This is a genomic window from Paenarthrobacter sp. NPDC090517, from assembly GCF_044769165.1.
Classification (GTDB): domain Bacteria; phylum Actinomycetota; class Actinomycetes; order Actinomycetales; family Micrococcaceae; genus Arthrobacter.
On the sequence record NZ_JBIVXN010000005.1, the window covers coordinates 22,953 to 48,258 of the forward strand.

Genomic DNA, 25,306 nt, shown 5'->3' on the forward strand with positions numbered 1-25,306 from the left:
TTCGGTCAGCGCGGCAACTTATTGGTTGCTGACGTTGTCCTTGGCCGTGTGTGCGCGGTCCTGAACGTCGGCGGCGGCTGCCTGGCCTTCATCCTTGACGTTGGCTGCGGCTTCCGTAGCGCTGTCCTTGACGTTCTGCATTGCATCCTGAGCGGGCTCGCGCAGGTGCTCGGCAACTTCCTGGGCAGCGTGGCTGAGCTCATCCGTGAGCGGCTGGGCCGCTTCCTTCAGAGCCTGGGCAGCCTCGCGTTCCTTGTCCGACGGCGGAATCAGGGCCGAGACCAGCAAGCCTGCACCGAAGGCAATGAGGCCGGCGGCAATCGGGCTGCCCTGAGCCTTGCGGGTGATCACCTGAGGGGCGTCGCCGATGTCGGAAACCACGCCGGAAACAGCGTCTCCAGCCTGGTGAGCCGCGTTGCCGGCCCGGTACTGGACGTCATCCCGGGCGCCGAAAACAGCCGTCTTGATCTTGTCCACCCGGCGGTTGACGATGTGCGAAGGCGTAACTTTGTCAGCCACGGCATCAACATTGGTGCTCAGCCGCCGGCGGGTTTCTTCGATATCGGCGCGCAGGGCGTCGGGGTTCTGCGTCATCGTGTCTCCTCAGTGTTTGGTTTCAAAGCGGGAGGTATTTCCTTGACCGTCTCAGCGGTCCGGGGCATGCCCTTGATCGCATTCAGCTCCTTGCGGCCCTTGGCGGCCAGGACAGCCGCGACAATTCCCCAGATGACCGCAACAATCAGTGCGGACCATCCCAGGCCAACGAGCTGACCCAACGCCCACCAGAGGGCGATGGACAGAAACAGCACGGTGATGTGGCCGGCGTAGGCAGCACCGCCCAACATTCCCGCGCCCTTGCCGGCCTTGGTGGCGGAATCCTTAATCTCCGCTTTCGCCAGCTCCACTTCCTGGCGCATCAACGTGGAGACGTCGCGCGTCAGGTCGCTCAGCAGCTCACCAAGGGGAAGGTTTTCCGCTTTCTCATGGGCTGTTGTGTGAGGCAGGTCGGCGGGACTGCTCATCGGGGACCTCCATACTGGGGGTCATCCGGATCAAGCGGGTTCTCAGGATCAATTGCTCCAGCAAGCGGGTCCCCTTGCGCCTTGACTCCACCGGCGGTTGTCTCCGGGTAAGGGAGAGTGGACCCGTCGTAGCCGCCCGTGGTGCCGGCATCGTAACCCGTGGTTGCTGCACCACCGGTTGCTGCGCCCGTGGTGGTTGCTGAACCGTAACCGGCGGTGGTGGTCGTCGGGCCCGGAAGATCCACAGCTGGCGGCGTTACTGCGCCACCCTGCGTCGGGTAGTAGACCGCACGAGGTGTCTGCTCGGTGGTGGTGCCAGTGGTTCCTCCGGATGCCCCGCCCATGGGCGAGTTGTCGGCCATGCCCCTTCCGAGGCGGCCTGCAAGGACACCGGCTCCGGCAGCGAGCAGGAGGAAGGCTCCTGGCTTGCGGCGTGCGAAACCCTTGACTTCATCCAGCAGTGAACCGGGATCCCGGCCCTCCAACCACTGGGCGATGGAGGAAGAACGCTGGGCGGCCTGCTGAACCAGGTCCGTGGCCACACCACCGTTCTGGCTTGAATTGGCCATGGTGGACAGTTCGTCAGAAATGGACCGCAAACCTTCGGCAACACGCTGCTGCTGGACCTGGGCCTGGTCTGTCAGTTCACCCTTGGTCTGCGTGAGCAGCTGGCGTGCGTTCACCTTGACTTCGTGGGCTACGTTGCCGGCTTCGGACTTGGCAGTGTCCACTACACCACCGGCAGCATCCGATACGGCTCCAGCCACTCCCGCAGCTTCCTCCTTGGCGGTATCTACCTTGCCGGAACTGGCAGAACCGGTTCCCGAACCAGTGGGAGTTCCGCTGATTCCGGTGGTTCCGGCAGTTTGCGTTTCAACGTCCGGCGAGTCGAGGTAGCTTCCGGAAAATGGCTCGGTCCCTGCATGGGCTCCGGTCCGTGGCGCCGCGAAGCTTCCGTCCTGCGGCGATTGGCTCTCAGTCATTGTCGCTCTCTTTCCACAGTTGGCAGGCTGCGGACAGCAGCCGGGATAGTAAGTATCGTTACTATCAATGGGTGTGTACCCGGTTGCTACGGTTCTAATCACACCAATTTCCAAAAGATGGCGTGCCCCACTTTCAGGGCTTCCCACTCGACACGGAAGGACATACCTGCCAACGTGGGTTTGATGAGCCAACTGCCTGCGAGGCGACGGCTGATTCCCGCGCTTCGAAAAACCGTCACCCGCCACCGACTCCTGTTCGCTGCCAAAACTGCCGTTGCAGCGGGCCTCGCCTGGTACCTCGCACCCTTTATGCCCGGCCCTGCCGCCGCCTACCCGTACTATGCACCGCTGGGTGCCCTGGTGAGCATGCACCCCACCGTGGCCGACTCAGCCAAGCATGGACTCCAGAGCCTGGTGGGTTTGGTGCTGGGCATCGGTATGGCCTTCGCCATCACCACCGTCGCCGCGCCCACCGCACTGGCGGTTGCCGTGGTGGTGGGACTCGGCGTGCTCATCGGCGGCCTTCCCCGGCTGGGCACTGCGTCTGAATGGATTCCAATGGCAGCGCTGTTCGTGCTGGTGCTGGGTGACTCGAACGCCGAAGGTTTCTCCTTCGCCTACGTCCTTCAAATGGCTTTGGGCGTCACCGTAGGATTTGCGGTGAACTGGCTAATCTTCCCTCCACTGCACCTGGACGACATCGATCCCGCCATTGCCGGACACCAGGGTGCCTTATCCCGCCAGCTCAAGGACATGGCTCGAGCCATGGAAGAATCGTGGCCACCCAACCACGAAGCATGGGCCACCCGCAGTGACGACCTTTCGCTCACAGCAGCCGGCGTGCGGACTGCGGTGCATCAAGCGGAACTGAGCGCCAAAGCGAACCCCCGGTCCCGCCGTCGTGCGACCCGCCTGCCCAGCGACCTCGCCGGCCTGCGAACCCTTGAACGGCTCACTTTCCACGTCCAGGACATCACCGATGTCCTGGCCAGCGCCATCTGGGAGGAGGGCGCGGGGACGATCATTCCGGATGCCGTGGTCGCTCCGCTTTCCGAAGCCTTGGAGTCTGTGGCCGGCGTGGTGGATCACTGGCGGGACGCGGAGTCCGGCGAACTCGCCAACCGTCTGGCAAGGGCGAAGGACAGCATCAACGCCCTCAGCGATGCCGTGGCCGAGGCCGCGGCTGACCAAGCACCGGTGAACGCTCCGGCGTCAGTGGCCATGAGCCTGCGCCGGATTCTCACAGTTGTCCTGTCCTCCGAGTAGGGACTAGCGCGGCCTCAGCGGCGGCGACCCCTTCCGGCCCCTACCTGCACCAATACCGTCCAGCATTTCCGCCAGTGATTCCAGTGAGGAATGCTTGGGCGACCAGCCCAGAAGAGCGTGCGCCCGGGCCGTGTCCATGATGGGCGCGTTGGCCGCCATGTCCACCCAGCCGGCGTCGGTCACCTGCAGACGGAGTCGCCAACTAACCTCGACGACGGCGCGCAGCACCGGCAGCGGGAACGGCATCACCCGCCGGGCGTTGAAAATCCACGCCAGGGCGTTGGGGTCTATGACCGGTTCAGCGGCGATGTTGAAAGCACCTTCCGCCTTGCGCTCCAGCACACGCCAGTAAGCATCAGCTACGTCGGCCGTGTGGGCGGCCTGGAACACCATCTCCTTGGGGACGGCAAGCAGCGGCAGCCAGGGCTTACGCGGAACCAATCGGGGCAGGACCCGTCCCAGGAAGTAGCGGCCAACCTCACTCCCGCCACCTGCACTGAACATCAGCGCGGGGCGGAGCCGGGCCACCACGATGTCCGGGTTCTCCTTGGCGAAACCGTCCAGGAGCCTTTCCTGTGCCGCCTTGTCAACACTGTAGTGCGAGCTGCGGATGCCCTCCGTCGGCCAGTCTTCCTTGGTCCGTTGATCCTTGGGAGCCGGCGAGTACGCCCCCACAGATGACGCGCACACGACGTGCCGCACTCCGGCTTTGCGCGCGGCGGCCAACACGTGGGCTGTTCCCGCCACGTTGGTCCGGCGCAGCATCTCCCGGTCACGATTCGGTTGGATAAGCCACGCCAGATGAACCACGGCATCGGCTCCCGCCAAAGCTGCTTCCAGCGCGGGTTGATCCCCAGTGGCGCTGATGTCCAGGGTGTGCCACTCCACGCCGTGATACGGAGCGGCGTCCTGATCCGGCTGCCGCCGGACGACGCCCACCAGTTCCAGATCCGCGCCTTCTTCGGAGCGTGCTCTCTGCAGCCGTTTCAGTAGTTCCGTGCCGCCGTGTCCTGTTGCACCGATGATTGCAATACGCATGGCTGTTTCCTCAGGTCTGCGGGGCTTCGCCCGTGGAACGGATGCGTTCCAGGACCGCTGTGGTGGAGTGCTCGGGCACGTAATCCAGGATGGTAACAGTGCCGCCGTAGCGTTCCACGGCTTCGGTTTCCTGAAGCATCTCCGGCGTGTAATCGCCGCCTTTGGCATAGACGTCGGGCCGGAGGAGCTCGATGAGCGGGATGGGGGTTGGGGTATCAAACACGGTTACATGGTCCACGCAGCTCAATGCGGCGATGACTGCCGCGCGATCGGCCTCGTGGTTGACCGGCCGGTCCGGGCCCTTGAGCTTCCGCACGGAAGAATCACTGTTCAGCGCCACCACCAGTACGTCGCCCAGTTGCTTGGCCTGGTTGAGGTAGCGGGTGTGACCGCGATGAAGGACATCGAAGCACCCGTTGGTCAGCACAATCCGCTTGCCCTCGCTTCGGTGCTCTTCCACGTGCCTGGCCAACTCAGAATCCGTCAGTGCTGTATCGGCGAAACCCCGGAGGTGCTTTGCCAGCTCGTCAGTGGTGCAGACGGACGTACCTGGCCGATGCACAACCACATCCGCGGCCGCTTGAGCCAGGTCCACGCTGGTGGACAGTGGCAGTCCGGCAGCACGGGCTATGGTCAACGCAGCCACGAAAGTATCGCCGGCACCTGAGGCCTGCTTTTCTGCTTGCGGCCGCGCCCAGGTGCGGTGGGTAGCCGGTTTTGGGGAGTCGCCGTTGGGCCGGATCGTCAAAGTCCCCTCCCGGTCCAAAGTCACGACGACGGCGGCAGCACCTGAGGCGCGAAGGAGCTGGTCCGCGTGGGCTTCCACGAAGGGGCACCTGGCAGCGCCCCCGGGAAACTCAGTCCCGAGCAACCTGGCCGCTTCCTGCGCATTCGGGGTAGCGAGGCCCGGCTTGAGTTCGGCCCAGCGTCCTGGATAGTGGGCATCCACGACTACCAGCGTGTCCTGTCGGGCGTTGGCGGAGCCGGATTCCGAGCCTTCACTTTGCGGTCCTAGATTTTCGAATATTGTGTCCCGTACTTCACCTTCCAAGGCGCCGGCCCCGTAGTCACAAACGACCACGGCTGACGAGCCGGGGAGTGCTTGCGGGATCGCCTTGGCCATTTGGCGTAGGCCCTCCTCGGGGACCTCTGCTGCGGCATCGTCCAGGCGAAGCATCACCTGCCCGCCGCTGCTCACGCGGAATTTGGTGGTGGTGGTCATTCCGGGATGGGACACGACGTGCGACACGTCCACTCCTGCAGATCTGAGCTGCTCAAGGAGCGTCTGGCCGCCGGAGTCCTCTCCCACCAGTGAGACGAATCGAACGTCCGCCCCCATTGCGGCGAGGTTCATCGCCGTATTGGCGGCACCGCCCGGGGCAAAGTCCCGGCGCTGGACCTGGACCACTGGGGCTGGGGCTTCGCGGCAGAACCGCTCAATGGTTCCATCCCACCAGCCGTCAAGGATGGAATCGCCGATGACCGTCACAACAGGGCGTTCCTCGGCCAAGCGGCCCGGCAACCAGTCAGCCAGACCTTCTTGATTGGATAGGCGTGCCATGGGGTACCTTCCGGTTGGGCAACAGTTTCCTGTTCCCCTCAGGTACCCCGCGGCAGGCGCTTCACACGCCCGCCCGGGGAGTTTCAGGGCAAAGGGCAGGCGGCCCGGAACAGCGCATGGCAGCGTAGGCAGCGAAAGGAAGCACCCCATGGAGTATCCGCTGATAAACGTGAACCTCGGAGTTGGGCCAGTCCTGGAAAAGTTCAGCGCCGTGAAGCGGATAGCGGTCCTCCGGGGTGGCGGACTGGGTGATCTGATCTACACCTATCCCGCCTTAAGCGCGTTGAAAAATGCTTACCCTGATGCCACCGTCACGTTGCTGGGAACGCCGATTCACGCCGCAGTGGTGGCTGCTACGGAAGGTCCGGTGGACGACGTCGAACTGCTCCCCGTGGCGCGCGGCGTTCACGACGGTCCCCGCAACGGCGAGCGCTTTGAGGATGATGCTGAGGACGTGGCGGCACAGGAGGCCTTCTTCGGGAGCATGCGGGCCAAGGAGTTCGATATTGCGTGCCAGATGCACGGTGGCGGCAGGTTTTCCAACCCTTTCCTGCTGCAACTGGGGGCACGGCACACTGTGGGTACCCGCACCAAGGACGCGGAGCCACTGGAACGCAACCTGGACTACGTCTACTACCAGAACGAGCCGGACCGGTGGCTGGAGGTGGCAGGTCTGGCGGGAGCTCCCACCATCATTTCCCCTCCCCTGCTCCCAAAGCCTGAGCATCAGCAGAACATCGTTGGACTAAGGGATCCGCAGCGGGCATCCCTGGTGGTGGTCCACCCGGGTGCCACCGATCCGAGGAGGCGATGGCCGGCGTCGAACTTTGCTCAAGCAGCCGCGGGCGTGGCAGCGGAAGGCGCCCAGGTTTTGATCGTGGGTGACCGTTCGGAGAAGGCACTGGCCCAGGAGGTGGCGGAACTCGCGGTCCGCCACCTCTCGGAGGCGGACCGCCATGCTGTGCGGTCCGTTGCGGGCGAGCTGGAGATTGGAGAGCTGGCCGCGCTGCTGGCGGATGCAACTGTGATGCTGGCCAGCGACAGCGGCCCCCGGCATCTGGCCCAGGCATTGGGCACTCCCACAGTGGGTATCTTTTGGGTGGGGAACGTGTTTAATGCAGGACCGCGCGGCCGGAGCATGCACCGCATCCATATGTCGTGGGCGACGCAGTGCCCGCGATGCGGGGTGGATATCACGCAGGTGGGATGGACTGCACCGCACTGCGGCCACGACGATACCGTGGTGAGCGGCATCGCCGTGGCCGACGTTGTTCAGGACGTGCTGGACCTTACGGCCACGAGCCTTCTTCTGCGGGGCAAATAAGGAGTTCGCGGACCTCGCTGCCGAATGGCTGGGACAGGGCGAACACCACAGCCTGTGCCACGTTGGCGGGATCGTTGAGCTTGGAATCGTCCTGAGGCTTGTATTGCTCGTCCCGGTCGTCGAAGAAGTGGGTCTTCATGCCGCCCGGGATGATGGTGGTGACGCCGATGACGCCGCCGGTTTCCGCGGCCAGTGCACGGCTGAAGCCGATCACTCCGAACTTCGAGGCGCAGTATGCCGTTGCATCCGGCAACGCCCTGAGGCCCAGTGTGGAGGCGATGGTGATGGCCCGGCCGCGGGATCCCTTCAGGTACGGCAGCGCTGCACGGACTACCGATACGGTGCCCAGGAGGTTCACTCCGATGACCTTCTCCCATTCTTCGGCCGGGACGTCGCCCAACTTGCCGCAGCGGTCGATGCCTGCCGCCGTCACCACGCCGTCCAGTCCGCCAAGCGTTTCGGCGGCCTCTTTGACTGCAGCTTCCACGGCTTCACGGTTGGAGACGTCCACTTCCAGGGCTTTGGCCCCGGACACGTTGCTGACGTCGCGGTCGAAGACGAAGGGTGTGCCGCCGGCGTCGCGGATGGCTTCCACGATCGCAGCGCCAAGGCCGGAGCCGCCTCCAGTGACGATGACGCGGCCGGGTGTTTGCGTGTTCATGCGGTTCCTCTCGGTTGATCGGTCTTGTGGTCAGCTGACCTTGGCCAGTGCTGCGGCCAGGCCGCTGGTGGAGCGTGCCGGGTGGAAGGGGACAGTGACGCACCGCCCTCCCCAACCCGCAACCAAGCGGGCTTCCGGCAATTCTTCGGGGGTGTAGTCGCCACCCTTGACCCAGATATCGGGCTGTATTTGTGTGAGGCAGGCTTCGGGAGTGTCCTCGCCGAAGACCACCACCGCGTCAACGCATTCGAGTGCCAGCAGCAACTCCGCGCGGTCCTCTACGCTGACGATTGGCCGGTGTGCGCCCTTGAGCCGCCTCACCGATTCATCGGAATTCAGGCACACGATGAGGCAATCTCCCATGCTGCGGGCGGCAGCCAACGTCCGGGCGTGGCCAGCGTGGAGCAGGTCGAAGCACCCACCGGTCGCTACCACCGTGCCGCCCCTGGCACGCACGGCATGAGCTAGTTGAACGCCGTCCGGGTGGAGGTCTCCGGCGTCAACCAGTTCCAAGCCCTTAAGCTCGACGACGGGCCTCGGTTCGACGACGGGTTTGGGTTCAGGTGCGTTGTCCGCTGGTGGGGCTTCACTCACCACCGCGAGCGCAGCCGCTCCCCCCGCTGCGAGGAAAGCGGATGCGTCTTCCACTGCCCGGGTGGCTGCCTGTGCCAGGTCCAGTCCGAGCCCCAAGTGCACTGCGAGGCTTCCGGCCAGGCGATCGCCGGCTCCGCAAGGATCGCTGACATTGGTCTTGGGGGCGGGGATGCCCTGTGCCGGGTCGCCGGCAGAGAACAGGAGCGCGCCGTCTTCGCCCCTGGTTACCAGAACTGCTGCGCTTCCCCATTTGTCGAGCAGGTAGCGGCCGGCTTCTTCGGCACCTGTGCGGGACGGTTCCAGTCCACCCGCTTTCGCAGCGGCCAGCGCCTCGGCCAGGTTGGGCGTCACGACGGCGACCCCCTCCACAGGCTGGGAACCGGCAGGATGCGGGTCCCACACCACAGGGACGCGATGGGCGGCTTCGCTTAGGGCAGCGCGAATGTCAGTGTTGGCGGTGATTCCGCGGCCGTAGTCAGCCACAACGATGGCGTCCGCCGTAGCAATAGCTGCGAGCATTTCATCCGTGCTGGACGGGACAGGGGCCGGCGCGCATCCTTCATCGAACCTGACCATCGGATGCGTCCCGATTCGCACGCGGGTCTTTGTAGGCGTCGGGGCGAGCGGGACTCCGGCGAGCACCGACACTCCGGCCAGTGCGCGCCTGAGGTGGCTGGCGCCGTCGTCGTCCGAAACCGCGGTGACCAGGGCGACTTCGTGACCGTCCTGCGCGAGCACGGTAGCAACCAGTCCGGCACCACCTGCACGACGCCGGACATCGGCCACGTCGACTACCGGCACCGGCGCGTCGGGGCTGAGCCGGGTGGCGGCCCCGTTGATGTCGACGTCGAGGAGGACGTCGCCCACCACCGTGATCCTCATGGTTGACCCCCTCCGGAGGTGGCTGCACCGTACGATCCCGCCCGCCGGGCTACCTCGGCATCAAAGGCCCGGCACACAGCGTGGATGGCGATGAGGTGACCTTCCTGGGCGTTTGCGGAGACGGCGTCAACGGTCACGGCTTGATCGCAGGCGTCAGCCAACGGGTTGGGGCCAGCTCCGGTGAGCGCCCACGTGGTGATGCCGCGTTCCTTGGCTGCGCGGGCGGCTTTGAGCAGGTTTGGACTGCGACCACTGGTGGACAGAAGGATAAGCACGTCACCCACGCGACCGTGGGCCCGCACTTGGCGCGCGAATACTTCCTCGTAGCCGTAGTCGTTGGAGAGCGCGGTAACAGCGGAAGATTCTGCGTGCAGTGAGATGGCAGAGAACGGTGCGCGTTCCTCGTCGAACTTTCCCACCAGCTCGGCAGTCAGGTGCTGCGCCTCAGCTGCTGAACCGCCGTTGCCTGCTGCCAGCAGGCGCTGCCCGGAGAGCAGCCGCTTGGCGAGTTCGGTCCCCCACTCGCCCAAGCGGCCCGACTGCGAGCGCAGGGATTCCAGTGCGGGAAGTACGTTGTCCAGGTGCTTAGTGACCTCGGCCGTGTGGGTGGAATCGGTGTGCTCGGGGGCCCAACGCCGCGGCAAGGTATCCGGCACCGCAGTGGATTCCGTTGTCGCAAGGCCTTTGATGGTCATGGGGCCGTTGATAGTCACAGTGCCGTTCCTTCCAATGGTTCCACGCGCTCTTGCTGCCGGGACAGGCCGGCCGCCAGAACTGACCGGTAGGCCTTCTCGGTGTCCGCGGCGATGCGTTCCCACGAGTATCGGGAGCGTGCCCGGCGTGCTCCGGCACGGCCCATGTCGGCGCGGAGCTCCGCATCTCCGAGCAGCTTTCCGAGCGCCTCAGCGAGGGCTTCAGGATCACGGGGAGGGACGTGCAGCCCGGTTTTCTGGTCCACCACGGTCTCCCGAAGCCCGCCCACAGCCGCAGCGACTACAGGCACTCCGCAAGCCATGGCCTCGAGGGGCACGATGCCAAAAGGCTCATACCAGGGCGTGCAGACCACGGCGTCAGCGCTCCGGAAGATGCCCGGCATGGCATCCCGCGGGACTTGCCCGCGCATGGTCACTTTGTCCTCGACCCCGAGCTCCTTCGCCATGGCCCTGAGCCGCTGCGCTTCAGGATCTTCTTCGAGGTTGAGGGCGTCCCCGGAACCGCCAACGATCAGGAGTTCGACGTCGTTGAAGCCCGCCTCCGCCAAGAGGGGCAGAGCCTGGATGATCAGATCCACACCCTTGCGTTGCACGAGGCGTCCCACGCTCAGAATCCGATGCGTGCGGGACCTGTGTTCGGCGTCGGACGTTCCAGGAAACAAGGTGAGGTCCACGCCGCAGGGCGCGATGGAAATCTTTGACCGGCTGATGCCCAAGGCCTTAAGTTCGAACACCTCGTCCGGGCACGTGGCAATGACCCAGTCGGCGGTGCGACCTACCCACGGCTCCAGCCATTCCCTGGCTGGCGGGCTGGTATCAGCAGCGCCTTGGTGCCTGCGCTTTACGGAGCCGAGGGCGTGGAAGGTCTGCACCACAGGAACAGGATCGGGAGCTCCTGCCCGCCGTGACGCTTGGATGGCAGCGAGGCCGGACATCCAGAAATGCGCGTGCACCACGTCCGGGAGCTCTCCCGCCCAGTCGGCGCAGATGCCGTCGGCCAACTCTCCCATGAACGGCAGGAGATCGTCCTTGGGGATGCGTCGGGCCGGGCCGGCGTCCACATGAACCACGGTCAGCCCCGGTCCCACGTTCACCCGCCTTGGTAGCTCGGGGTCATCCCGCCGCGTGTACACCGTGACTTGATGGCCGCGATCGGCCAGAGCTGATGAAAGCGCCGCCACGTGGACGTTCTGTCCTCCGGCGTCAACGCCTCCCAAGGCGGCCAGCGGACTGGCGTGTTCGGAGACCATGGAGATTTTCATGGGTGCGTCCTCTCTGTGTCATGGCTGGCGGAAGCAGTACCGGGTTGCGGTCGGTTCTCCCGGGGCTTGGGGAGTTCGGCCAGGAGCTCGTCCCAGGCGTTGAGAAACTTGTCCAGTCCGTAGCGTTGCAGCGCAGCCTCACGCGCGACGATGCCCATGGCGTAGGCGTCGTCGGGGTCGTCCAGCAGCCGTCGGGCGAACTTCTGGAGATCGTCGACGTCGTTGGAGACCAGGCCTGCGCCGTGCGGAATGGCGCGACTCGCCTCGGTGGTGGCCAGCGCCAGGACGGGCATGCCAAGGTGCATGGCTTCCAGCAGGGCCAACCCCAACGAGGTCCAGCGGAGCGGGTGAAGGTACAGGCGGCAACGGGCGAGTTCCTGGTGGAGTTTGGCGGCGGGGACATCACCGGCGATGCGGAGCCGTTCCTCGCTGAGGCCAAAGCCTTTCAGGTTCAGGGCCTCCGGCAGAGCCTCCGTGCCCATGCCGAACACCCGCAGTGGTCCTACACCCGCAAACCCCGGGAGAAGGTCCGTCCCTGTGACCCGTCCGCGCCGGACGGGCTCGTTGACCACCACGCCCATCTCGTCCCGCTCACCGGTGTACAGGTGCCCCGGGTCCGGAATGCCGTGCTCGATCACCGTGGTGGTCGCCGTGCCCGTGTCCCAAAAGAGCTGATTGAAATGGGTCACGTGCACCACCGGAATGGTGCTCTGGTCCGCCAATGGGTGCAGCGTGAAGGGGACGTCGCCCTTGGGGGTGTTGTGCTCGAGGTAGACGGCGGGCAGGTCCACGCCTGGGCGGCGTCCCAGCGCTCGGGCCACCGCTGCGATCTCCTCTGGCCGCTGCAGGACCACAGCATCGACGCTGGCGGGGTCCAAGGTGTCTAAATCCACCTCTTGGGCAGCGGCAGGCCAGTCACGGCCACCCCTCCCCAGACCCCACGCGCCGCCGTCGGACGATTTGGGAAGCAGGTACTCATGCTGGCCGCGGACAAATGCCTCCATCCATCCGCCGTGGACGTGCCACACCAGAATCCTCATGGTTTCCAAACCTTTCGTCGAGTGGACAGGGAGGACACGCCTCCCAGGAGCCTTTCAACAGCTTCGACAACCTGCTCCGGGGTTACCGAGCTCAGGCAGGGATGCCCGGGGACCGGACATACGCGGGCGCGGGTGTTCTTGCAGGCCGCTTCCTGGTCTCCCAGCAGTTCCAAGGGGACGCCGTAGGGCGCCCATCGGATGGCCGGAACCACCGGGGCGAAAAGACACACCACCGGCGTGCCCACTGCAGCGGCCAGATGGGCGGGACCGGTGTTGCCGGTAACCACGACGGCGGCTCCCGCCAGTACTGCTGCCAGCGTCCGGAGGTTGGTTCCGCCGCCGAGGTTCCTGGCGGAGGGACCTGCCACTGTTGCCGTAAGTGACGTTTCTCCCGGGCCGCCTGTGACCACCACCCGGTGCCCATACGCTTCAAGAAGTTCCACGGTGGCAGCATGGTGCAGTGCAGGCCACGCCCTGGCCGGAGCAGCGGCTCCCGGGTGGACCACGATGTACGGGCCTTCATCAGCCAACTGGTCGGCTACCCCCTCAGGATCCGGGCCTGACGTGATGCGCAGCTTCCCGTCGTCGCCGTTCGGCAGCACATAGCCGCCGGCTTCCGCGATGGTGAGCGCACGGACCACTTCCGGCTGGTCCTCCGGAAAGTCTTCGCCCGGCTTGAGCCGGACATCCAGGAGTGAGCCTGGGTAGTCCGTCGATGCACCCGTGATCTTTTTGACTCCGGCCAGCCGCAGGAGCATCGCCAGCGGAAGCGGGGATTGATGGAAGGACGTAAGAATCACGGCTTCCTGAATCCGCGAACTGCGGACAAATTCGATCAGGCCGCTGGTCATCTCATCCGTGACAGGGGGCGCCGGGTTCACGATCCACGGGCATGCCCACGTGTGCACTTGGGTCACTCCGGGCAGCATCTCCGCAGCACTGGCTCCTTCGGGGCCGCAGAGCAGGACAACATCATTGGGGTGGCTGCCATCGGGGCGGCTTCCGTTTGCTACGGCACGCAGGGCCGGTCCTGACAGGAGGACGTCTCCCATGCTGTCCAAGCGGGCTACCAGGACGCGGCTCATACAGGGGCGTCCTGTTCTTCCAGCGCTTCTTCCAGCGCCCCGGAAAGTATGAGCTCCACTGCCTGCCCCAAGTCCTCCGCAACAACGCCGGCAGCTTCGATTTCCTCCTGGCGGGTTACGTTGGTGGGCACCAGTACAGCCCTCGCACCCGCCGCAGCCGCCGCCTCCATATCAGCGCCGATGTCACCGACGAAAGCAGCTTCCTCAGGTGTGATGCCCAACGCGCTGCACGCTCCCAGAATCATGCCCGGCGCAGGTTTGCGGCAGGTGCAGCCATCCTCCGGCCCGTGGGGACAAAATTCCCACACATCGAACGGCCCCAGCACCTGCTCCACCCGCTGGTTGACGGAGTGCATTTCCTCCAACGTCAACAGCCCGCGCGCCACGCCCGACTGATTGGTCACCACTCCCGTGGCCAGTCCCGCCCGGCGCACTCTCTGCAGCGCTTCAAGGGCACCATCCATGGGCCGCACCAGCTGCGGATCGCCGTTGTATGGCACGTCAACAACGAGTGTTCCATCGCGGTCAAACAGGACCGCCTTCAACGTTCCGGTTCCTCCCATACCCGCAACGTTCCCCAGTTCTCCGGACGCTAAACAGTGCGGCCGTGAGAAGTTTCCTGCAGCTAGACTCCTAGCGGGAGGCCACTATGGACACAGCTTTGGACAGTCACAAGAGCAACGATCAACCCCTGCTGCTTGCCCTGCGCGCTTTGAAACTCGGCGACCTCCTGGTCGCGGTTCCGGCGCTCCGGGGGTTGCGGCGGGCGTTCCCAGAGCACCGTATTTTGTACGCCGCACCAGCATGGATCGCCGAGGCTTTGGAGCTTGTGGGCGGCATTCACCACCTGCCTACGCCTGGTCTCGATGACCCATTGACGGTCCCCCGCGGTGCGGTGGATATCGCGGTGAACCTCCATGGGAATGGCGCTGAGAGCCGTTTGCGGATTGAAGAACTGCAGGCCAACCGGGTGGTGGCGCACGCTTCCACCGGCACTGACGGACCTGAGTGGACCACCGGCATCCCGGAACGCGAGCGATGGACCAGGCTGCTCAACTGGCACGGTATTGATGCCGATCCCCTTGACTATCGGCTGAATCGCCCCGCCGTTCCCTCGCCGCGTCCGGGGGCAACCGTGATCCACGTGGGCGCGGCGTATGGCAGCCGGCTGTGGCCGGTGGAACGGTTCGCGGATGTCGCCGTGGAGCTAACTGCAGCGGGGCACGAGGTAGTTCTCACCGGTGGCTCGTCAGAGCGCGCCCGGGCGGAGGAGACGGCTGCCTTGGCAAAGCTCAAGGGAGCAGATCTCGACGACGGCCTGCTGGCCGGGTGTCAAGGTCTCGCCGAGTTTGCGGCCACCATCGCGGCGTCGCGGCTGGTGATCTCAGCCGACACCGGCGCGGCGCACCTGGCATCAGCCTACGAACGTCCGTCGGTAGTGTTGTTCGGCCCTGCGCCGGCGGAAGAATGGGGACCGCCACCGGGACCGCACGTGGTGCTCACCGCCGTCGAACTCCGCCGCGGTGATGTGTTCTCCGCCGATCCTGATCCCGCACTATTGGCCGTTAGCGTCAGGGACGTTCTGGAAGCAGTGGAGCGGCTGGGCGTCTAGAGCATCATTACGGGGCGGTCCCGTCCTGAAGCTGGGCTTCTTCGTCCAGCAGCTGCGTCTGGAGTGAAACCAGGATTTTCGAAAGCTTGCGAGACACCTGCATCTGCGACATCCCCAGGGCTTCAGCGATGGTGGACTGTGTTTCCTCGCGGTAATAGCGGCGGTAGAGCAGGTGCCGGTCCTCCGCGCTCAGGCCACGGATGGCATTACGCAGGGCCAGCACATCTTCGAGCCGGTCAGTGGGGCAACCAAAAGCCGACAACGAGCCCTGCAGACCGTCGCGCCCCTCGGAGGCGGGAGCATCCAAGGAATCAGGACGCTTGCTGGTGCCGGCCATCAGCGCTTCGCGCACCTGGCATGGCTCCAGGTTCAGATCTTCCGCCACCTCCTCCGGGGAGGGCGTACGTTGCAGCGTTTGGGTCATCTCCTCAGTCCGGGCCAGCACTTGGCGGCGGACATCCTGGATAGTGCGTGGCGGGCGCACAACCCAGCAATGGTCGCGAAGGTATCGCTTGACCTCCCCGGCAATGGTGGGGGCGGCGTAGGCGGGGAAACTGACACCCTTGGACTCGTCGTAGCCGCGTGAGGCTTTGATGAGGCCCATGTACGCAACCTGCCTGACGTCGTCGAGGTCGTGAGTGTGGGCAGAGTATCTGGCGGCAATGGACTTGGCCAGATTCAGGTGGTCCAGGACCAGGCTGTCCTGGAAGCTTTGCCGGATGCTGCCTTCCGGTTTGCAGGCAGGTGGCCTGGTGTGGACGGTGAGAGGTCGGGTTTGACGCATGGGGCTTCAATCCTTAACCAGCTAAGTGGGGGTGAGCCCACGGCAAGACTCCTTAAAAAGAGAAGCACACTTACTATTAGCTTTCAACGGGTCCACGGGGTTAGTCTCGAAAGGTAGCCACAATCAGGGATCGGAGTTCCTCATGGAAGACCCCCAGCTCGCCGAGCCGACTACAGTGGTGGCCGATATCCAAGACCTGCTGCTCGACACCCCGGACGTTGAAGCGTTCCTGGAGGAGTTGGCCAGGCACTCGGCAGGAATGTTCAGCACGCCCGGAAACGAGGTTTACTGCGGCATCACGTTGATGCGTCATCGCTCAGCCGGGACGGTGGCAAGCAGCGGCGAGCGCGCCCAAATGCTCGATGAATTGCAGTACAACTTCTCCGACGGCCCCTGTCTTCGCGCCTGTCGCGAAGTCACCCAGGTTTACATTCCGGATTTCGAAAGGGACACCACCTGGCCCGAGTACAACAAGTTGGTTACCGAACACGGCATCCGCTCCGTGCTGGCTGTGCCGTTCCCCCTTAGCGATGACGCTGCCCGGGCGGGACTCAACCTTTACTCCGAACACGCCAACGCCTTCGATCAAGCCGCCGTGCAACGCGCCAACGACTACGTACAGCAGGCATCCAAAGGCCTGCGCCTGGCGGTTCTGATCGCGGAACATAGCCAGACCGCCAACAATCTCCGGGCAGCCATGGAATCCCGCACGGTGATAGACGTGGCAACGGGAATCATCATCGCCCAGAACCGCTGCACCCAGCAGGAGGCAATGGACCTCATCAAGAAGGCGTCCAGCAACCGGAACGTTAAGCTCCGGGTGGTGGCGCAGGCCATCGTTGAATCCGCAGGTGGCGGTCCGGTTCAGACGTACTTCAAGTAGCTCCTAACCCTGCATCGAGCCGATGATGGCGCCCATGGCCGTGAAGGTGACTACGTTGTAGCTGCCATTGATGGCGAACAGTTTCAGGCTACGGCGTTCGAAAAGGTAGTTCACGCCAAGCGCTGTTGCGACCCATCCCAGTCCCGCGGCCAAACCGGCAATAGTTCCGAATGCGAAACCACCGCGACCAATGAATGCTGCCAGGAAGACCGCCATTATCAACGCAAGGATGAACGAGCCCACAAAGACCCGAGCCGTTCCAGACTTCAGTTGCTCATCGCTGACACCGGCGGCCTTCTGCCACGGCTTGGCGAACAACAGGGAGTACCACAGCCCACCCACCACGAAGCTGGCGAGCGCGGCCAGAAGCACGGCGAGCCAATTGATCTGAATGTCCATCGGTTTCCTCTCAAAGACGGGCAGTTCCTGAATGGACAGTACGTCTGTGGGCCTCCGTGGTCTTGTAAAAAACCCGCAAGCTACCCGATTACTTCCTCAAGCGGGACAAAAGTTGCGTACTCCGCCCCATAGTTCTGCACCACCTCCAAGTACTCCGACGGCGTGAATCCGCTGAACCGACGGAAGGTCCGGATGAGGTGTGGCTGATCGTAGTAATCGGCCAGATGGAGGAGCTCACGGCCTGGGACTGACCCTTTGGGGAGGGCGGCCGCCTGCTTCACGATCCTGTTGAAGCGGCACACGTCCGAGTACGCCTTAGCCGTGGTCCCACAATCCCGCATGATGATGCGTTCCAGCGTGGACGTGCTGATCCCCAAATCCCTGGCAAGCACGCTGATTTCCACATCCTGGTGCGCCAGGATGTGTGTGGCCTTTTCTGTCCGGGGATCTGCTTGGTATCCCGGCCTGAGACGTTGCTGTAGGAAGGCGGTCATGGCCGCGAATGCCTGCTCCGGTTCCGGGTTGGCGAGGCTCTCACGCAAGTTCGAAAAGCCCGGCAAGACACTTTCAGCGTCCATTACACGGTTCTGAAAACCCGACGGCGGCAAGCTGGTAAACGCTGCCATGCCGAAGGGAGTGAGGCGGGCGCCGACGTTGAAAAGCTGGTCCGGGTTTTCGCTGATCAGGTAGCTGCGCTGCAGGCCGGCGTAGAACCCGGTGGAAACTTCCGTCCCCCTGCTGGTTGCCGTCTTGCCAGAACCGTTCAGGTCGCCGGAACCGTCCGGCGGGCTAATGAGCCGGTACGGATCTGACAGGTTCAGAATCAGGTGGGCTTCGGGCCCGGGAAGAATTTTCTCGTATCTTGCCTGCGGCTCAGCACGGACCAGCCAGAATTGGGTAACGAACGGCTGCAGCCCTGGCGGTGGCGGGCACTCTAGGTAGAACACAGGCTCAGTCTAGGCACCCACCCACTACCGCCACAGATCCCGCCCTTGTTCGAAAACCCACGGCGCTTAGCGGTGAGGGTAACGAACAAGAGCCGGCCCCACCGCAGCGATGCGCCCGGCTAAGACGAGTGGCAGTTACAGCAGGCTACGCAAGACCTGCGCTGCGCCGTCGTCAAGCACTGAAGCGGTGACTTCATCCGCAACGGCGATTACCTCGTCGGGAGCCTGACCCATGGCAACACCTCGACCAGCCCAGGTGAGCATCTCGATATCGTTGCGTCCATCGCCCACCGCAACTGTGTTGGCCAGGTCCGTGCCGAGCTTATGGCGCAAGGCCTCCAAGGCACTTGCCTTGGTGACGCCCTCGCCTGCGATGTCCAGCCAAGCAGTCCATCCCACCGAGTACGTCACTCCGGAAAGTCCGATGTGCCTGATGGCCTCGTTGAACTCGTCCGAAGTGTTCTCGCTGCTGAAGACCACAACGCGGACCGCCGTGGAATCCAACATGGTCTGGAAGTCGACGCCGATGGACTCAACGCCGAAGCTGGCGTCCTGGAATCGCTCCGTGGAGAGGAAGTTTCCGTCCTCATCCTCGAGAGCGTACTTGGCGTTCGGCAGCCGTTCCCGCAGGGCCTTCAGAGCCGGAGCGGGATCGAAAGTTGCCTTGTGGATGATCTCGTAGCCCTTCTCCAACGACGGATCCAGGCGTAGGGTCACGCCGCCGTTGCAGCACACGGCGAATCCTCGCTCGAGGCCGATCTGCTGGATGATGGGAAGCGTCGCATTAAGTGACCGGCCGGTGGCGATCATGACGTCGTGACCGCTTGCCACCACCGCCTGCGCAGCGGAGCGAACAGCCGGCGACATGTGGCCGTCGTGGTCCACGAGTGTGCCGTCGACGTCCAATGCGATCATGAGCTTGTTGTTGTTATTTGGCTGGTCATCGATGCCAGCAACTGGAGTATCAGTCAAAATAGTCATGCATACAGTAGAGCAGACACCTCCGACACTGAACTAGGACCGGCGCCACAGCTGTGGATTAACGGACGGTGAATAGTGATCCCACCCTTGGACATTTCACCCATCCTTGGACATTTCACCCCCGCATGCGCTGGTGATTTGTCCACATATCGGTGCACGACCCGGGCGCGGTCCACATAGCCCATTTGGTTCGACGCCACGTGGCCCCCATCTGGCGACAGTGGTTCATGGACTATCGAGACGAATTCATCGTGGCTGCACGGTATGGGCTGGAATCAGGAACCGCACGGCAGCTTAGCCGCCGGTACCAGAAGGGCGAACTCGTAAGGGTACGCAAGGGGATCTACATCAACAAGGAGACTTGGCTCGCACTCAAGCCCTGGCAACGATACGCGGCAACCGCCCGGGCCGTTGCCGCGGAGAACCCGACCGCGGAGTTCTGCTTTGAAACTGCGGCATTGTTCTGGGGCCTCCAAGTCGTAGGAGTCCCATCGCACGTCCACCTAGCCACCACTTCGCGCGGCCATGCCGGGTCCCGAGGCCCGCGCACCAGCGCAGCCGCTGTCGGGCCCTCCGGCACCACCGGACTTGAGCGGGTTCGGGGGTATGGCATTTACCGGCATTCCTATTCCGCTGCTACCGTCTCCCACCTCGGGCTGCAGCTTACGGATCTACTGCCAACGGCGGTGGATGTCTTGGCCAGAGGGTCCTTCACCAAAGGAATCGTCTTGGCCGATCACGCAATCAGTAAATCCAGGTTTCCTAAACTTTTCACCAGCAAAGCGGCACTCGGGGAAGCTACGCAGGGACTGGGTTCAGAGGCCAAGAGGCAGCGGGTGAATTATGTTCTTCGGTTCGCTGACAAGAATTCCGGATCTGCGGGTGAGTCACTTAGTCGTGCGCAGATGCACCTGTTGGGCTTCCCCTCTCCGGAGTTGCAGTGCGAGTTCCACGATGCCATGGGCTTCGTGGCCCGCACGGACTTCTTCTGGCGGGACCAAGGACTAATCGGGGAGTTCGACGGCGATGCTAAATACCTGCAAGACGAGTACCTGGCCGGCCGAAGTGCACGGGAAGTGGTGCTGGCCGAGAAAAGACGCGAGGACAGATTGCGTGCACTGGGTTTCGCAGTCGTGCGCTGGGACTGGACTACGGCCAACGATCCCGCAAAGCTCGCTGCAAAACTCTTCGCGGCCGGACTAGCGCCTCTAAAGAACACCGCCATGCGGACAATTCACCAGCGCCTGCGCGGGTGAATTGTCCGCTCGGCGGGGATGCGTGGAAACTAGAGAACCGGCAGAACCTCAAGCCCTCCAAGGTACTTCTGCAGTGCCTTGGGGACATTGACGGAGCCGTCCGGGTTCTGGTGGTGCTCAAGGATGGCCACGATCCAACGCGTGGTGGCCAGCGTGCCATTCAGTGTGGCTACGGCACGGGTTCCCTTGGCAACGCCCTCGTCATTGACCACGCGTTCACGGATGTTGAGGCGGCGGGCCTGGAACGTGGTGCAGTTGGACGTCGACGTGAGCTCGCGGTAAGCGTTCTGGGTGGGAACCCAGGCTTCACAGTCGAACTTGCGGGCCGCGGACATACCCAGGTCTCCGGCGGCGGTGTCGATGACGCGGTACGGAAGCTCGCACTTGGCCAACATTTCCTCTTCCCAGGCGAGAAGGCGTTCGTGTTCGGCAGCTGCTTCCTCAACCGTGGTGTAGATGAACATCTCCACCTTGTTGAACTGGTGCACGCGGATGATGCCGCGGGTGTCCTTGCCGTGGGAGCCGGCCTCGCGGCGGTAGCAGGAGCTCTGGCCCGCGTAGCGGATGGGTCCCGCAGACAGGTCCAGGATCTCGTCTGCGTGGTAGCCGGCAAGGGCCACCTCCGAGGTGCCCACCAAGTAAAGGTCGTCTTCAGCGAGACGGTAGATCTCAGCGTCGTGCTTTACATCAAAACCGGTGCCCTGCATGGTCTCGGGACGCACCAAAGTGGGGGTGATCATGGGGACGAAGCCGGCGTCGATGGCCTGCTCCATGGCCATCTGCAGGAGTGCCATTTCCAGCCGGGCACCGACGCCGCGGAGGAAGTAGAAGCGTGAGCCGGAAACCTTGGCTCCCCGTTCCATGTCGATCGCGCCGATCAGTTCACCGATTTCCAGGTGGTCCTTCGGTTCGAAGTCCGTAAATTCGCGCGGTGTACCAACGGTTTTGACCACAACGTAGTCATCCTCGCCGCCCTCGGGGACACCGTCCACAATGAGGTTGGGGATGACGCGGAGCAACTCTTCCTGCTTGGCCTGGGCGGCAGAAGCCTCCGCGGAAGCAGCCTTCACGGAGTTGGCCAGTTCCTTGACCTCGGCCAGCAATGCCTGCTTTTCCTCACCCTTGGCCTGCGCCACCTTCTTGCCGAAAGCGTTCTGCTCGGCGCGGAGGGTTTCATGGCGGATCAGGGCAGCTCGGCGATCGGAGTCAGCGGAGATGATCGCGTCCACAACGGACTCATCGGCGCCACGGGCGCGCTGGCTGGCACGGAACTTGTCCGGATTTTCGCTGAGGTCTTTTACGTCGATCACCAGACAAGAGTATCGAATCCACCGCGGATTTCCGGCCCGAAGCGGGCAAAGGTCGCCCGTCCCGAATGCGAGGCAAAGACGGCACTGCCCAGGAGGATAGTGTTGGAGCACCATGAGCGACTGGATCCTGTACCTGATTCTCGCTGGGGGCGTGGCGTTTGCCGTCTCCAGTTGGTGGGGTGTGCGCCGATTGAGAGCCCGGCACATCAGGAGTGCGGTCCGGGAAGACTCCCACAAGCCCGGCCCCGGGGACCAGCGCGTCGCGGTCATCCTCAATCCCGTGAAAAACAACGCGGAAGACGCCCGGCAGGCCATCATTGACGCTTGTGATCTGGCCGGATGGGACGCACCGAAGTTTTTTGAAACCACCGTGGACGACCCCGGCTACGGTCAGTCGCGCCAGGCGCTAGCCTACGGAGCCGACGTCGTTCTTGCGTGCGGCGGCGACGGTACCGTGCGCGTGGTGGCCGAGTCGCTGGCGCACACGAATGTGGCCATGGGCCTCATTCCGCTAGGCACCGGTAACCTTTTGGCGCGCAACGTGGACCTGGACGTCACTGACATTGCCGACTGCATACAGATTGCGTTGTTCGGCCATCAGCGCTTCATCGATACCGCCACCATGGGCATCGACAATGACATCACCGGCGAGTCCGCCCAGCACACCTTCCTGGTCATCGCCGGCATGGGCTTGGATGCCGAGGTAGTTGGCGACACCAAGGAAGATCTCAAGAAGAGCGTTGGCTGGCTCGCCTACACAGAGGCCGGCGTCCGCCATCTTCCTGGCCGCCGTAAACGCGTGACCATCACCATGGATGATCAGCCCGAACAGGCACGGAAAATCCGCAGCGTGCTGTTCGCCAACTGCGGCTTGATACCCGGCGGGATCGACTTCATTCCGCAGGCCATGATCGACGACGGAATGCTGGACATCGTGGTGATGAGCCCGCGCAGCGCCTTCGGCTGGCTCGCCATGTACACAAAAGTCCTGTTCAAGCACAAGGCCAACCTGCCGATGATGAGCTTCTACCGCTCCGGGAAAGTCATCATCCGCAGCCAGGAACCCATGGCTACCCAGCTCGACGGCGATCCCTCAGGTGAGGCGACAACGGTCACCGTGCAAGTGGAGCCAGGGTCCCTGCTGGTCCGCGTACCGAAGGCCAAGACGGACTAGATCGCTCCGACGTCCGGCTGGGCAGCAGTCCTATTGGCTTCTTCGGTAGCCGCCTTGGCAGCGGCGCGCGCCTCGGCTTGCTCCTTGATCATCGCTTGTTCTTCTTCAAAGCGGAGCCGGTCTGCACGATCGGCTTCATCGCCATTCCAGTCGTCCTGGTTTTCGCCGGTGGGCTTCGGATTGACGATCATGCCTTGGCCGTCTTTGTCATCCCGGTGGACAGACATGACCGCTCCTTTCGTTGGTGCATTCATCCATCGTTTATGGATCAAGCAAGCATACGCACAGAAGCATCCTTGCGAAAGGGGCCGCCGTTCCGCCTGTGGAAAGCGGCTAAGAGCCCTTCAGGATCGATTCAACCCAGGCGTGCGCCGAGGCAAAGGCGGCGTCGGAAGTATGCGGGGCAACCACGGCCGGCTGCTTGTCCGCACGGGCGTAGGAGCCAAGAAAACGGGTTGCCGGGCTGATCCGGTGGAGGCCCGCGAGAGCGTCGGCCACCCGCGAATCGGTGGCGTGCCCATCGGCGTCGATACTGAAGAAGTAGTGACCCAGGTACTGTCCCGTGGGTCGCGATTCGATACGGCTCAGGTTCACTCCGCGGGAGGCGAACTGGTCCAGGATCTCCATGAGCGCGCCGGGGTGATCCTCAGGCAACGGCACCACCACAGTGGTTTTGTCCGCGCCCGTGCGGTCCGGAAGCAGACCAGGCTTGCTCACCAGGATGAACCGCGTTACCGCTTCAGGGTTGTCGCCGATGTCCTCGGCCACGACATTCAGCCCTGGTTGTTCGGCAGCAACCAGCGGGCCGCAAATGGCGGCTTCGTAGGGGACGTCGTCCTCCAGCAGTCCCATGGCGGCGGCCGCCGTCGACGACCCCGGAACGTAATCGGCGTTCGGGAGGTGCGCATCCACCCACAACCGGCACTGCGCCCACGCGTGGCCGTGCGTTGAGATCCGCTTGATATCGGAAAGCCCGACGCCGGGCCTCGCCACGAGCACGAAGGTGATGGGAACAAGGGCCTCACGGATGATCCGGAGCTCCTCGCCTGTGGCTATCGCATCCAAAGTGGCAGTGACTCCGCCCTCCACCGAGTTCTCGATGGGGACCATTGCCGCGTCGGCCTCTCCCGAACGAACCCGATCCAGCGCCGTGTTGACGTTGGTGCAGGGAATTCGCGTGGCGTCAGCAGCACCCGGGACCTGCAGAAGGGCAGCCTCGGTGAAAGTACCCTCAGGACCGAGGAATGTATAGGTAACTGCTGACATTAAATATTCCTTGCTGGTTATATAACCGGGGTTACAGGACAACCGGCTTCAGGCCGTTGTCCGAGACCATCGGCTTTCCGGCCTCGAACCACATGTCCATGCCACCGGCAACGTTCACCGCTGAGTAGCCCTGCCCCACCAGCCACTGCACGGCGCGGAAGGAGCGGCCCCCGGTGCGGCAGATGACGAACAGGTCGTCGTCCGGATCCAGCTCGTCCAAGCGTGCTGGAAGCTGGTCCATGGGGATGTGGCGTGCACCTTCGGCGTGACCGGCCACCCATTCATAGTCTTCGCGGACGTCCAGGATGCTGGCGTCGGCCGGAATGTCGCCCACAGGCACGGTATCGAAGTCGCTCATGCGTTCCCTTCCCATCGATTAAGTCCAGCATCCAGCCTAGTCCCCGAGTCGTGACACCGTAACTTGAAGTGTGGACCGCCCTTGCTTCCCGGCCACAGGAAGTTAAGACTGGGACGGAAGCGCTCCCCCAATCATGGACCGTTAGGAGTATCCTCATGCCGGCTGGGAAACCAACCATCCTGGCGACATCCGGCGGCTATAAGCCGGGCGATCGCACCAGGATCGAGTTCAACCACTTGATGCATTACGCCGTGGAATTGTCCGGCGTAACCGGCCGCGCGCCGCGTGTGACCCATATCGGCACGGCATCCGGTGATCAGCGTTGGTGGGCTGCCGAAATGGACCAGGCAGCACGCATTGCAGGGTTCGATTTCAGCCACCTCAACCTCTTCACCATGCCCAATATTGAGGACCCGGAAGCACACCTCCGGGAGCAGGATGTGGTGTGGGTGAACGGCGGTTCGGTGGTGAACCTGCTGGCCGTCTGGCGGGCCCATGGACTGGACGGAATCCTGCGGAAGGCCTGGGAAAGCGGGGTGGTCCTGGCCGGCGTCTCAGCCGGATCCATCTGCTGGTATAAGGGTGGCGTCACCGATTCCTTTGGCCCTGAGTTGCAGCCTGTCACCAACGCGCTGGGCTTCCTCCCCTACGGCAACGGCGTCCACTACGACTCCGAGTTGCGGCGCGCGCCGGCCATCCACAAGTTGGTGGCTAACGGCACGCTCGGAGAAACACACTGCACGGACGACGGCGTGGGCCTGGTTTATCGGGGCACGGAACTTGTGGAGGTGGTGTCCGAAGTGAAGAACAAGGCAGCCTTCCGTGTGACTGCCGGCGCCGGCGAGAGTGTTGATGCTGTTGCTGTGGAGGAACGGTTGGAGTCGCGCTTCCTTGGTTGATCCTTC

General features: G+C 63.7%; 27 protein-coding genes. 7 read left to right on the forward strand and 20 right to left on the reverse strand.

Annotated features, from left to right (window positions below):
• Positions 1-18 precede the first annotated feature (18 nt).
• The 3 genes from ACIQTW_RS15610 to ACIQTW_RS15620 are packed head-to-tail and all read right to left on the reverse strand — an operon-like array spanning position 19 to position 2,005.
• Positions 19-594, reverse strand: coding sequence for a DUF3618 domain-containing protein (locus ACIQTW_RS15610; RefSeq protein ID WP_402938531.1), 576 nt, complete (start codon positions 592-594; stop codon positions 19-21).
• The gene (locus tag ACIQTW_RS15615) at positions 591-1,022 is read right to left on the reverse strand and encodes a phage holin family protein (RefSeq protein WP_402938534.1); all 432 of its coding nucleotides are present in this window, start codon (positions 1,020-1,022) and stop codon (positions 591-593) included. Before ACIQTW_RS15615 ends, ACIQTW_RS15610 begins: the two co-directional genes overlap by 4 nt.
• Complete coding sequence (locus ACIQTW_RS15620) at positions 1,019-2,005, reverse strand: hypothetical protein (protein WP_402938536.1); 987 nt, start codon at positions 2,003-2,005, stop codon at positions 1,019-1,021. The genes ACIQTW_RS15615 and ACIQTW_RS15620 overlap by 4 nt, the downstream gene beginning before the upstream one ends.
• 183 nt (positions 2,006-2,188) lie before the next feature.
• Between ACIQTW_RS15620 and ACIQTW_RS15625 the strand changes: the two genes are divergently transcribed.
• Positions 2,189-3,271: an aromatic acid exporter family protein gene (locus ACIQTW_RS15625; protein WP_402938539.1), complete on the forward strand. Its 1,083-nt coding sequence runs from the start codon at positions 2,189-2,191 to the stop codon at positions 3,269-3,271.
• Between the two features lie 3 nt (positions 3,272-3,274).
• Here the strand turns inward: ACIQTW_RS15625 and ACIQTW_RS15630 are convergent, their stop codons facing one another.
• A complete protein-coding gene (locus ACIQTW_RS15630; RefSeq protein WP_402938542.1) occupies positions 3,275-4,309 on the reverse strand; it encodes an NAD-dependent epimerase/dehydratase family protein in 1,035 nt (344 codons plus the stop codon).
• 10 nt (positions 4,310-4,319) lie between these two features.
• On the reverse strand, positions 4,320-5,870 hold the full coding sequence (rfaE2, locus tag ACIQTW_RS15635; RefSeq protein WP_402938545.1) for a D-glycero-beta-D-manno-heptose 1-phosphate adenylyltransferase: 1,551 nt from the start codon (positions 5,868-5,870) through the stop codon (positions 4,320-4,322).
• 148 nt (positions 5,871-6,018) lie between these two features.
• Here rfaE2 and ACIQTW_RS15640 point away from each other — a divergent pair, with 148 nt between their 5' ends.
• On the forward strand, positions 6,019-7,194 hold the full coding sequence (locus ACIQTW_RS15640; protein WP_402938546.1) for a glycosyltransferase family 9 protein: 1,176 nt from the start codon (positions 6,019-6,021) through the stop codon (positions 7,192-7,194).
• Here the strand turns inward: ACIQTW_RS15640 and ACIQTW_RS15645 are convergent.
• Genes ACIQTW_RS15645 through ACIQTW_RS15675 form a run of 7 tightly spaced genes read right to left on the reverse strand, consistent with a single transcriptional unit; the run spans position 7,160 to position 13,994 of the window.
• Positions 7,160-7,855 carry an SDR family oxidoreductase gene (locus tag ACIQTW_RS15645; protein WP_091464488.1) on the reverse strand — a complete coding sequence of 232 codons (696 nt, stop codon included), beginning with the start codon at positions 7,853-7,855 and terminating at the stop codon, positions 7,160-7,162. The genes ACIQTW_RS15640 and ACIQTW_RS15645 overlap by 35 nt on opposite strands.
• 30 nt (positions 7,856-7,885) lie before the next feature.
• The gene (locus ACIQTW_RS15650; protein WP_402938548.1) at positions 7,886-9,331 is read right to left on the reverse strand and encodes a PfkB family carbohydrate kinase; all 1,446 of its coding nucleotides are present in this window, start codon (positions 9,329-9,331) and stop codon (positions 7,886-7,888) included.
• The gene (locus tag ACIQTW_RS15655; RefSeq protein WP_402939273.1) at positions 9,328-10,026 is read right to left on the reverse strand and encodes an SIS domain-containing protein; all 699 of its coding nucleotides are present in this window, start codon (positions 10,024-10,026) and stop codon (positions 9,328-9,330) included. The genes ACIQTW_RS15650 and ACIQTW_RS15655 overlap by 4 nt, the downstream gene beginning before the upstream one ends.
• Positions 10,027-10,040: 14 nt before the next feature.
• A complete protein-coding gene (locus tag ACIQTW_RS15660; protein ID WP_402938551.1) occupies positions 10,041-11,306 on the reverse strand; it encodes a glycosyltransferase in 1,266 nt (421 codons plus the stop codon).
• A complete protein-coding gene (locus tag ACIQTW_RS15665) occupies positions 11,303-12,346 on the reverse strand; it encodes a glycosyltransferase (RefSeq protein ID WP_402938554.1) in 1,044 nt (347 codons plus the stop codon). Before ACIQTW_RS15665 ends, ACIQTW_RS15660 begins: the two co-directional genes overlap by 4 nt.
• On the reverse strand, positions 12,343-13,431 hold the full coding sequence (locus ACIQTW_RS15670; RefSeq protein WP_402938557.1) for a glycosyltransferase family 9 protein: 1,089 nt from the start codon (positions 13,429-13,431) through the stop codon (positions 12,343-12,345). The genes ACIQTW_RS15665 and ACIQTW_RS15670 overlap by 4 nt, the downstream gene beginning before the upstream one ends.
• Entirely contained in the window at positions 13,428-13,994 is a 567-nt protein-coding gene (locus tag ACIQTW_RS15675; protein WP_402938560.1) for a D-glycero-alpha-D-manno-heptose-1,7-bisphosphate 7-phosphatase, read from the reverse strand. The genes ACIQTW_RS15670 and ACIQTW_RS15675 overlap by 4 nt, the downstream gene beginning before the upstream one ends.
• An 86-nt stretch (positions 13,995-14,080) precedes the next feature.
• On the opposite strand from ACIQTW_RS15675, the gene ACIQTW_RS15680 reads away from it, so the two are divergent.
• On the forward strand, positions 14,081-15,043 hold the full coding sequence (locus ACIQTW_RS15680) for a glycosyltransferase family 9 protein (RefSeq protein ID WP_402938562.1): 963 nt from the start codon (positions 14,081-14,083) through the stop codon (positions 15,041-15,043).
• A 7-nt stretch (positions 15,044-15,050) separates the two neighbouring features.
• On the opposite strand, the gene ACIQTW_RS15685 is transcribed toward ACIQTW_RS15680, so the two are convergent.
• Positions 15,051-15,827, reverse strand: a complete 777-nt coding sequence (locus ACIQTW_RS15685) for a sigma-70 family RNA polymerase sigma factor (RefSeq protein WP_402938565.1) — start codon at positions 15,825-15,827, stop codon at positions 15,051-15,053.
• Between the two features lie 142 nt (positions 15,828-15,969).
• Here ACIQTW_RS15685 and ACIQTW_RS15690 point away from each other — a divergent pair, with 142 nt between their 5' ends.
• The gene (locus ACIQTW_RS15690; protein WP_402938567.1) at positions 15,970-16,710 is read left to right on the forward strand and encodes a GAF and ANTAR domain-containing protein; all 741 of its coding nucleotides are present in this window, start codon (positions 15,970-15,972) and stop codon (positions 16,708-16,710) included.
• Positions 16,711-16,713: 3 nt separating this feature from the next.
• Here the strand turns inward: ACIQTW_RS15690 and ACIQTW_RS15695 are convergent, their stop codons facing one another.
• From ACIQTW_RS15695 to ACIQTW_RS15705, 3 genes are all read right to left on the reverse strand, one after another.
• Complete coding sequence (locus tag ACIQTW_RS15695; RefSeq protein ID WP_402938570.1) at positions 16,714-17,109, reverse strand: DUF1761 domain-containing protein; 396 nt, start codon at positions 17,107-17,109, stop codon at positions 16,714-16,716.
• An 80-nt stretch (positions 17,110-17,189) separates the two neighbouring features.
• A complete protein-coding gene (locus ACIQTW_RS15700) occupies positions 17,190-18,056 on the reverse strand; it encodes a DUF6597 domain-containing transcriptional factor (RefSeq protein ID WP_402938573.1) in 867 nt (288 codons plus the stop codon).
• A 135-nt stretch (positions 18,057-18,191) separates the two neighbouring features.
• A complete protein-coding gene (locus ACIQTW_RS15705; RefSeq protein ID WP_402938576.1) occupies positions 18,192-19,037 on the reverse strand; it encodes an HAD family hydrolase in 846 nt (281 codons plus the stop codon).
• Between the two features lie 227 nt (positions 19,038-19,264).
• On the opposite strand from ACIQTW_RS15705, the gene ACIQTW_RS15710 reads away from it, so the two are divergent.
• Positions 19,265-20,293 (forward strand): hypothetical protein, encoded by a 1,029-nt coding sequence (locus ACIQTW_RS15710; RefSeq protein ID WP_402938579.1) that lies wholly within the window; start codon positions 19,265-19,267, stop codon positions 20,291-20,293.
• A 29-nt stretch (positions 20,294-20,322) separates the two neighbouring features.
• Here the strand turns inward: ACIQTW_RS15710 and serS are convergent, their stop codons facing one another.
• Positions 20,323-21,603, reverse strand: coding sequence for a serine--tRNA ligase (serS, locus tag ACIQTW_RS15715; protein WP_017198243.1), 1,281 nt, complete (start codon positions 21,601-21,603; stop codon positions 20,323-20,325).
• 112 nt (positions 21,604-21,715) lie between these two features.
• On the opposite strand from serS, the gene ACIQTW_RS15720 reads away from it, so the two are divergent.
• The gene (locus ACIQTW_RS15720) at positions 21,716-22,777 is read left to right on the forward strand and encodes a diacylglycerol/lipid kinase family protein (protein ID WP_402938582.1); all 1,062 of its coding nucleotides are present in this window, start codon (positions 21,716-21,718) and stop codon (positions 22,775-22,777) included.
• Here the strand turns inward: ACIQTW_RS15720 and ACIQTW_RS15725 are convergent.
• The 3 genes from ACIQTW_RS15725 to ACIQTW_RS15735 all read right to left on the reverse strand — a co-directional run bounded on the left by ACIQTW_RS15725 (position 22,774) and on the right by ACIQTW_RS15735 (position 24,401).
• Positions 22,774-23,004, reverse strand: coding sequence for a hypothetical protein (locus ACIQTW_RS15725; RefSeq protein WP_402938585.1), 231 nt, complete (start codon positions 23,002-23,004; stop codon positions 22,774-22,776). The two genes, ACIQTW_RS15720 and ACIQTW_RS15725, sit on opposite strands and share 4 nt — an antisense overlap.
• 106 nt (positions 23,005-23,110) lie before the next feature.
• A complete protein-coding gene (pheA, locus tag ACIQTW_RS15730; protein WP_402938587.1) occupies positions 23,111-24,043 on the reverse strand; it encodes a prephenate dehydratase in 933 nt (310 codons plus the stop codon).
• Between the two features lie 31 nt (positions 24,044-24,074).
• Entirely contained in the window at positions 24,075-24,401 is a 327-nt protein-coding gene (locus tag ACIQTW_RS15735) for a rhodanese-like domain-containing protein (RefSeq protein ID WP_017198239.1), read from the reverse strand.
• A 155-nt stretch (positions 24,402-24,556) separates the two neighbouring features.
• On the opposite strand from ACIQTW_RS15735, the gene ACIQTW_RS15740 reads away from it, so the two are divergent.
• Complete coding sequence (locus tag ACIQTW_RS15740) at positions 24,557-25,300, forward strand: Type 1 glutamine amidotransferase-like domain-containing protein (RefSeq protein WP_402938590.1); 744 nt, start codon at positions 24,557-24,559, stop codon at positions 25,298-25,300.
• Positions 25,301-25,306 lie beyond the last annotated feature (6 nt).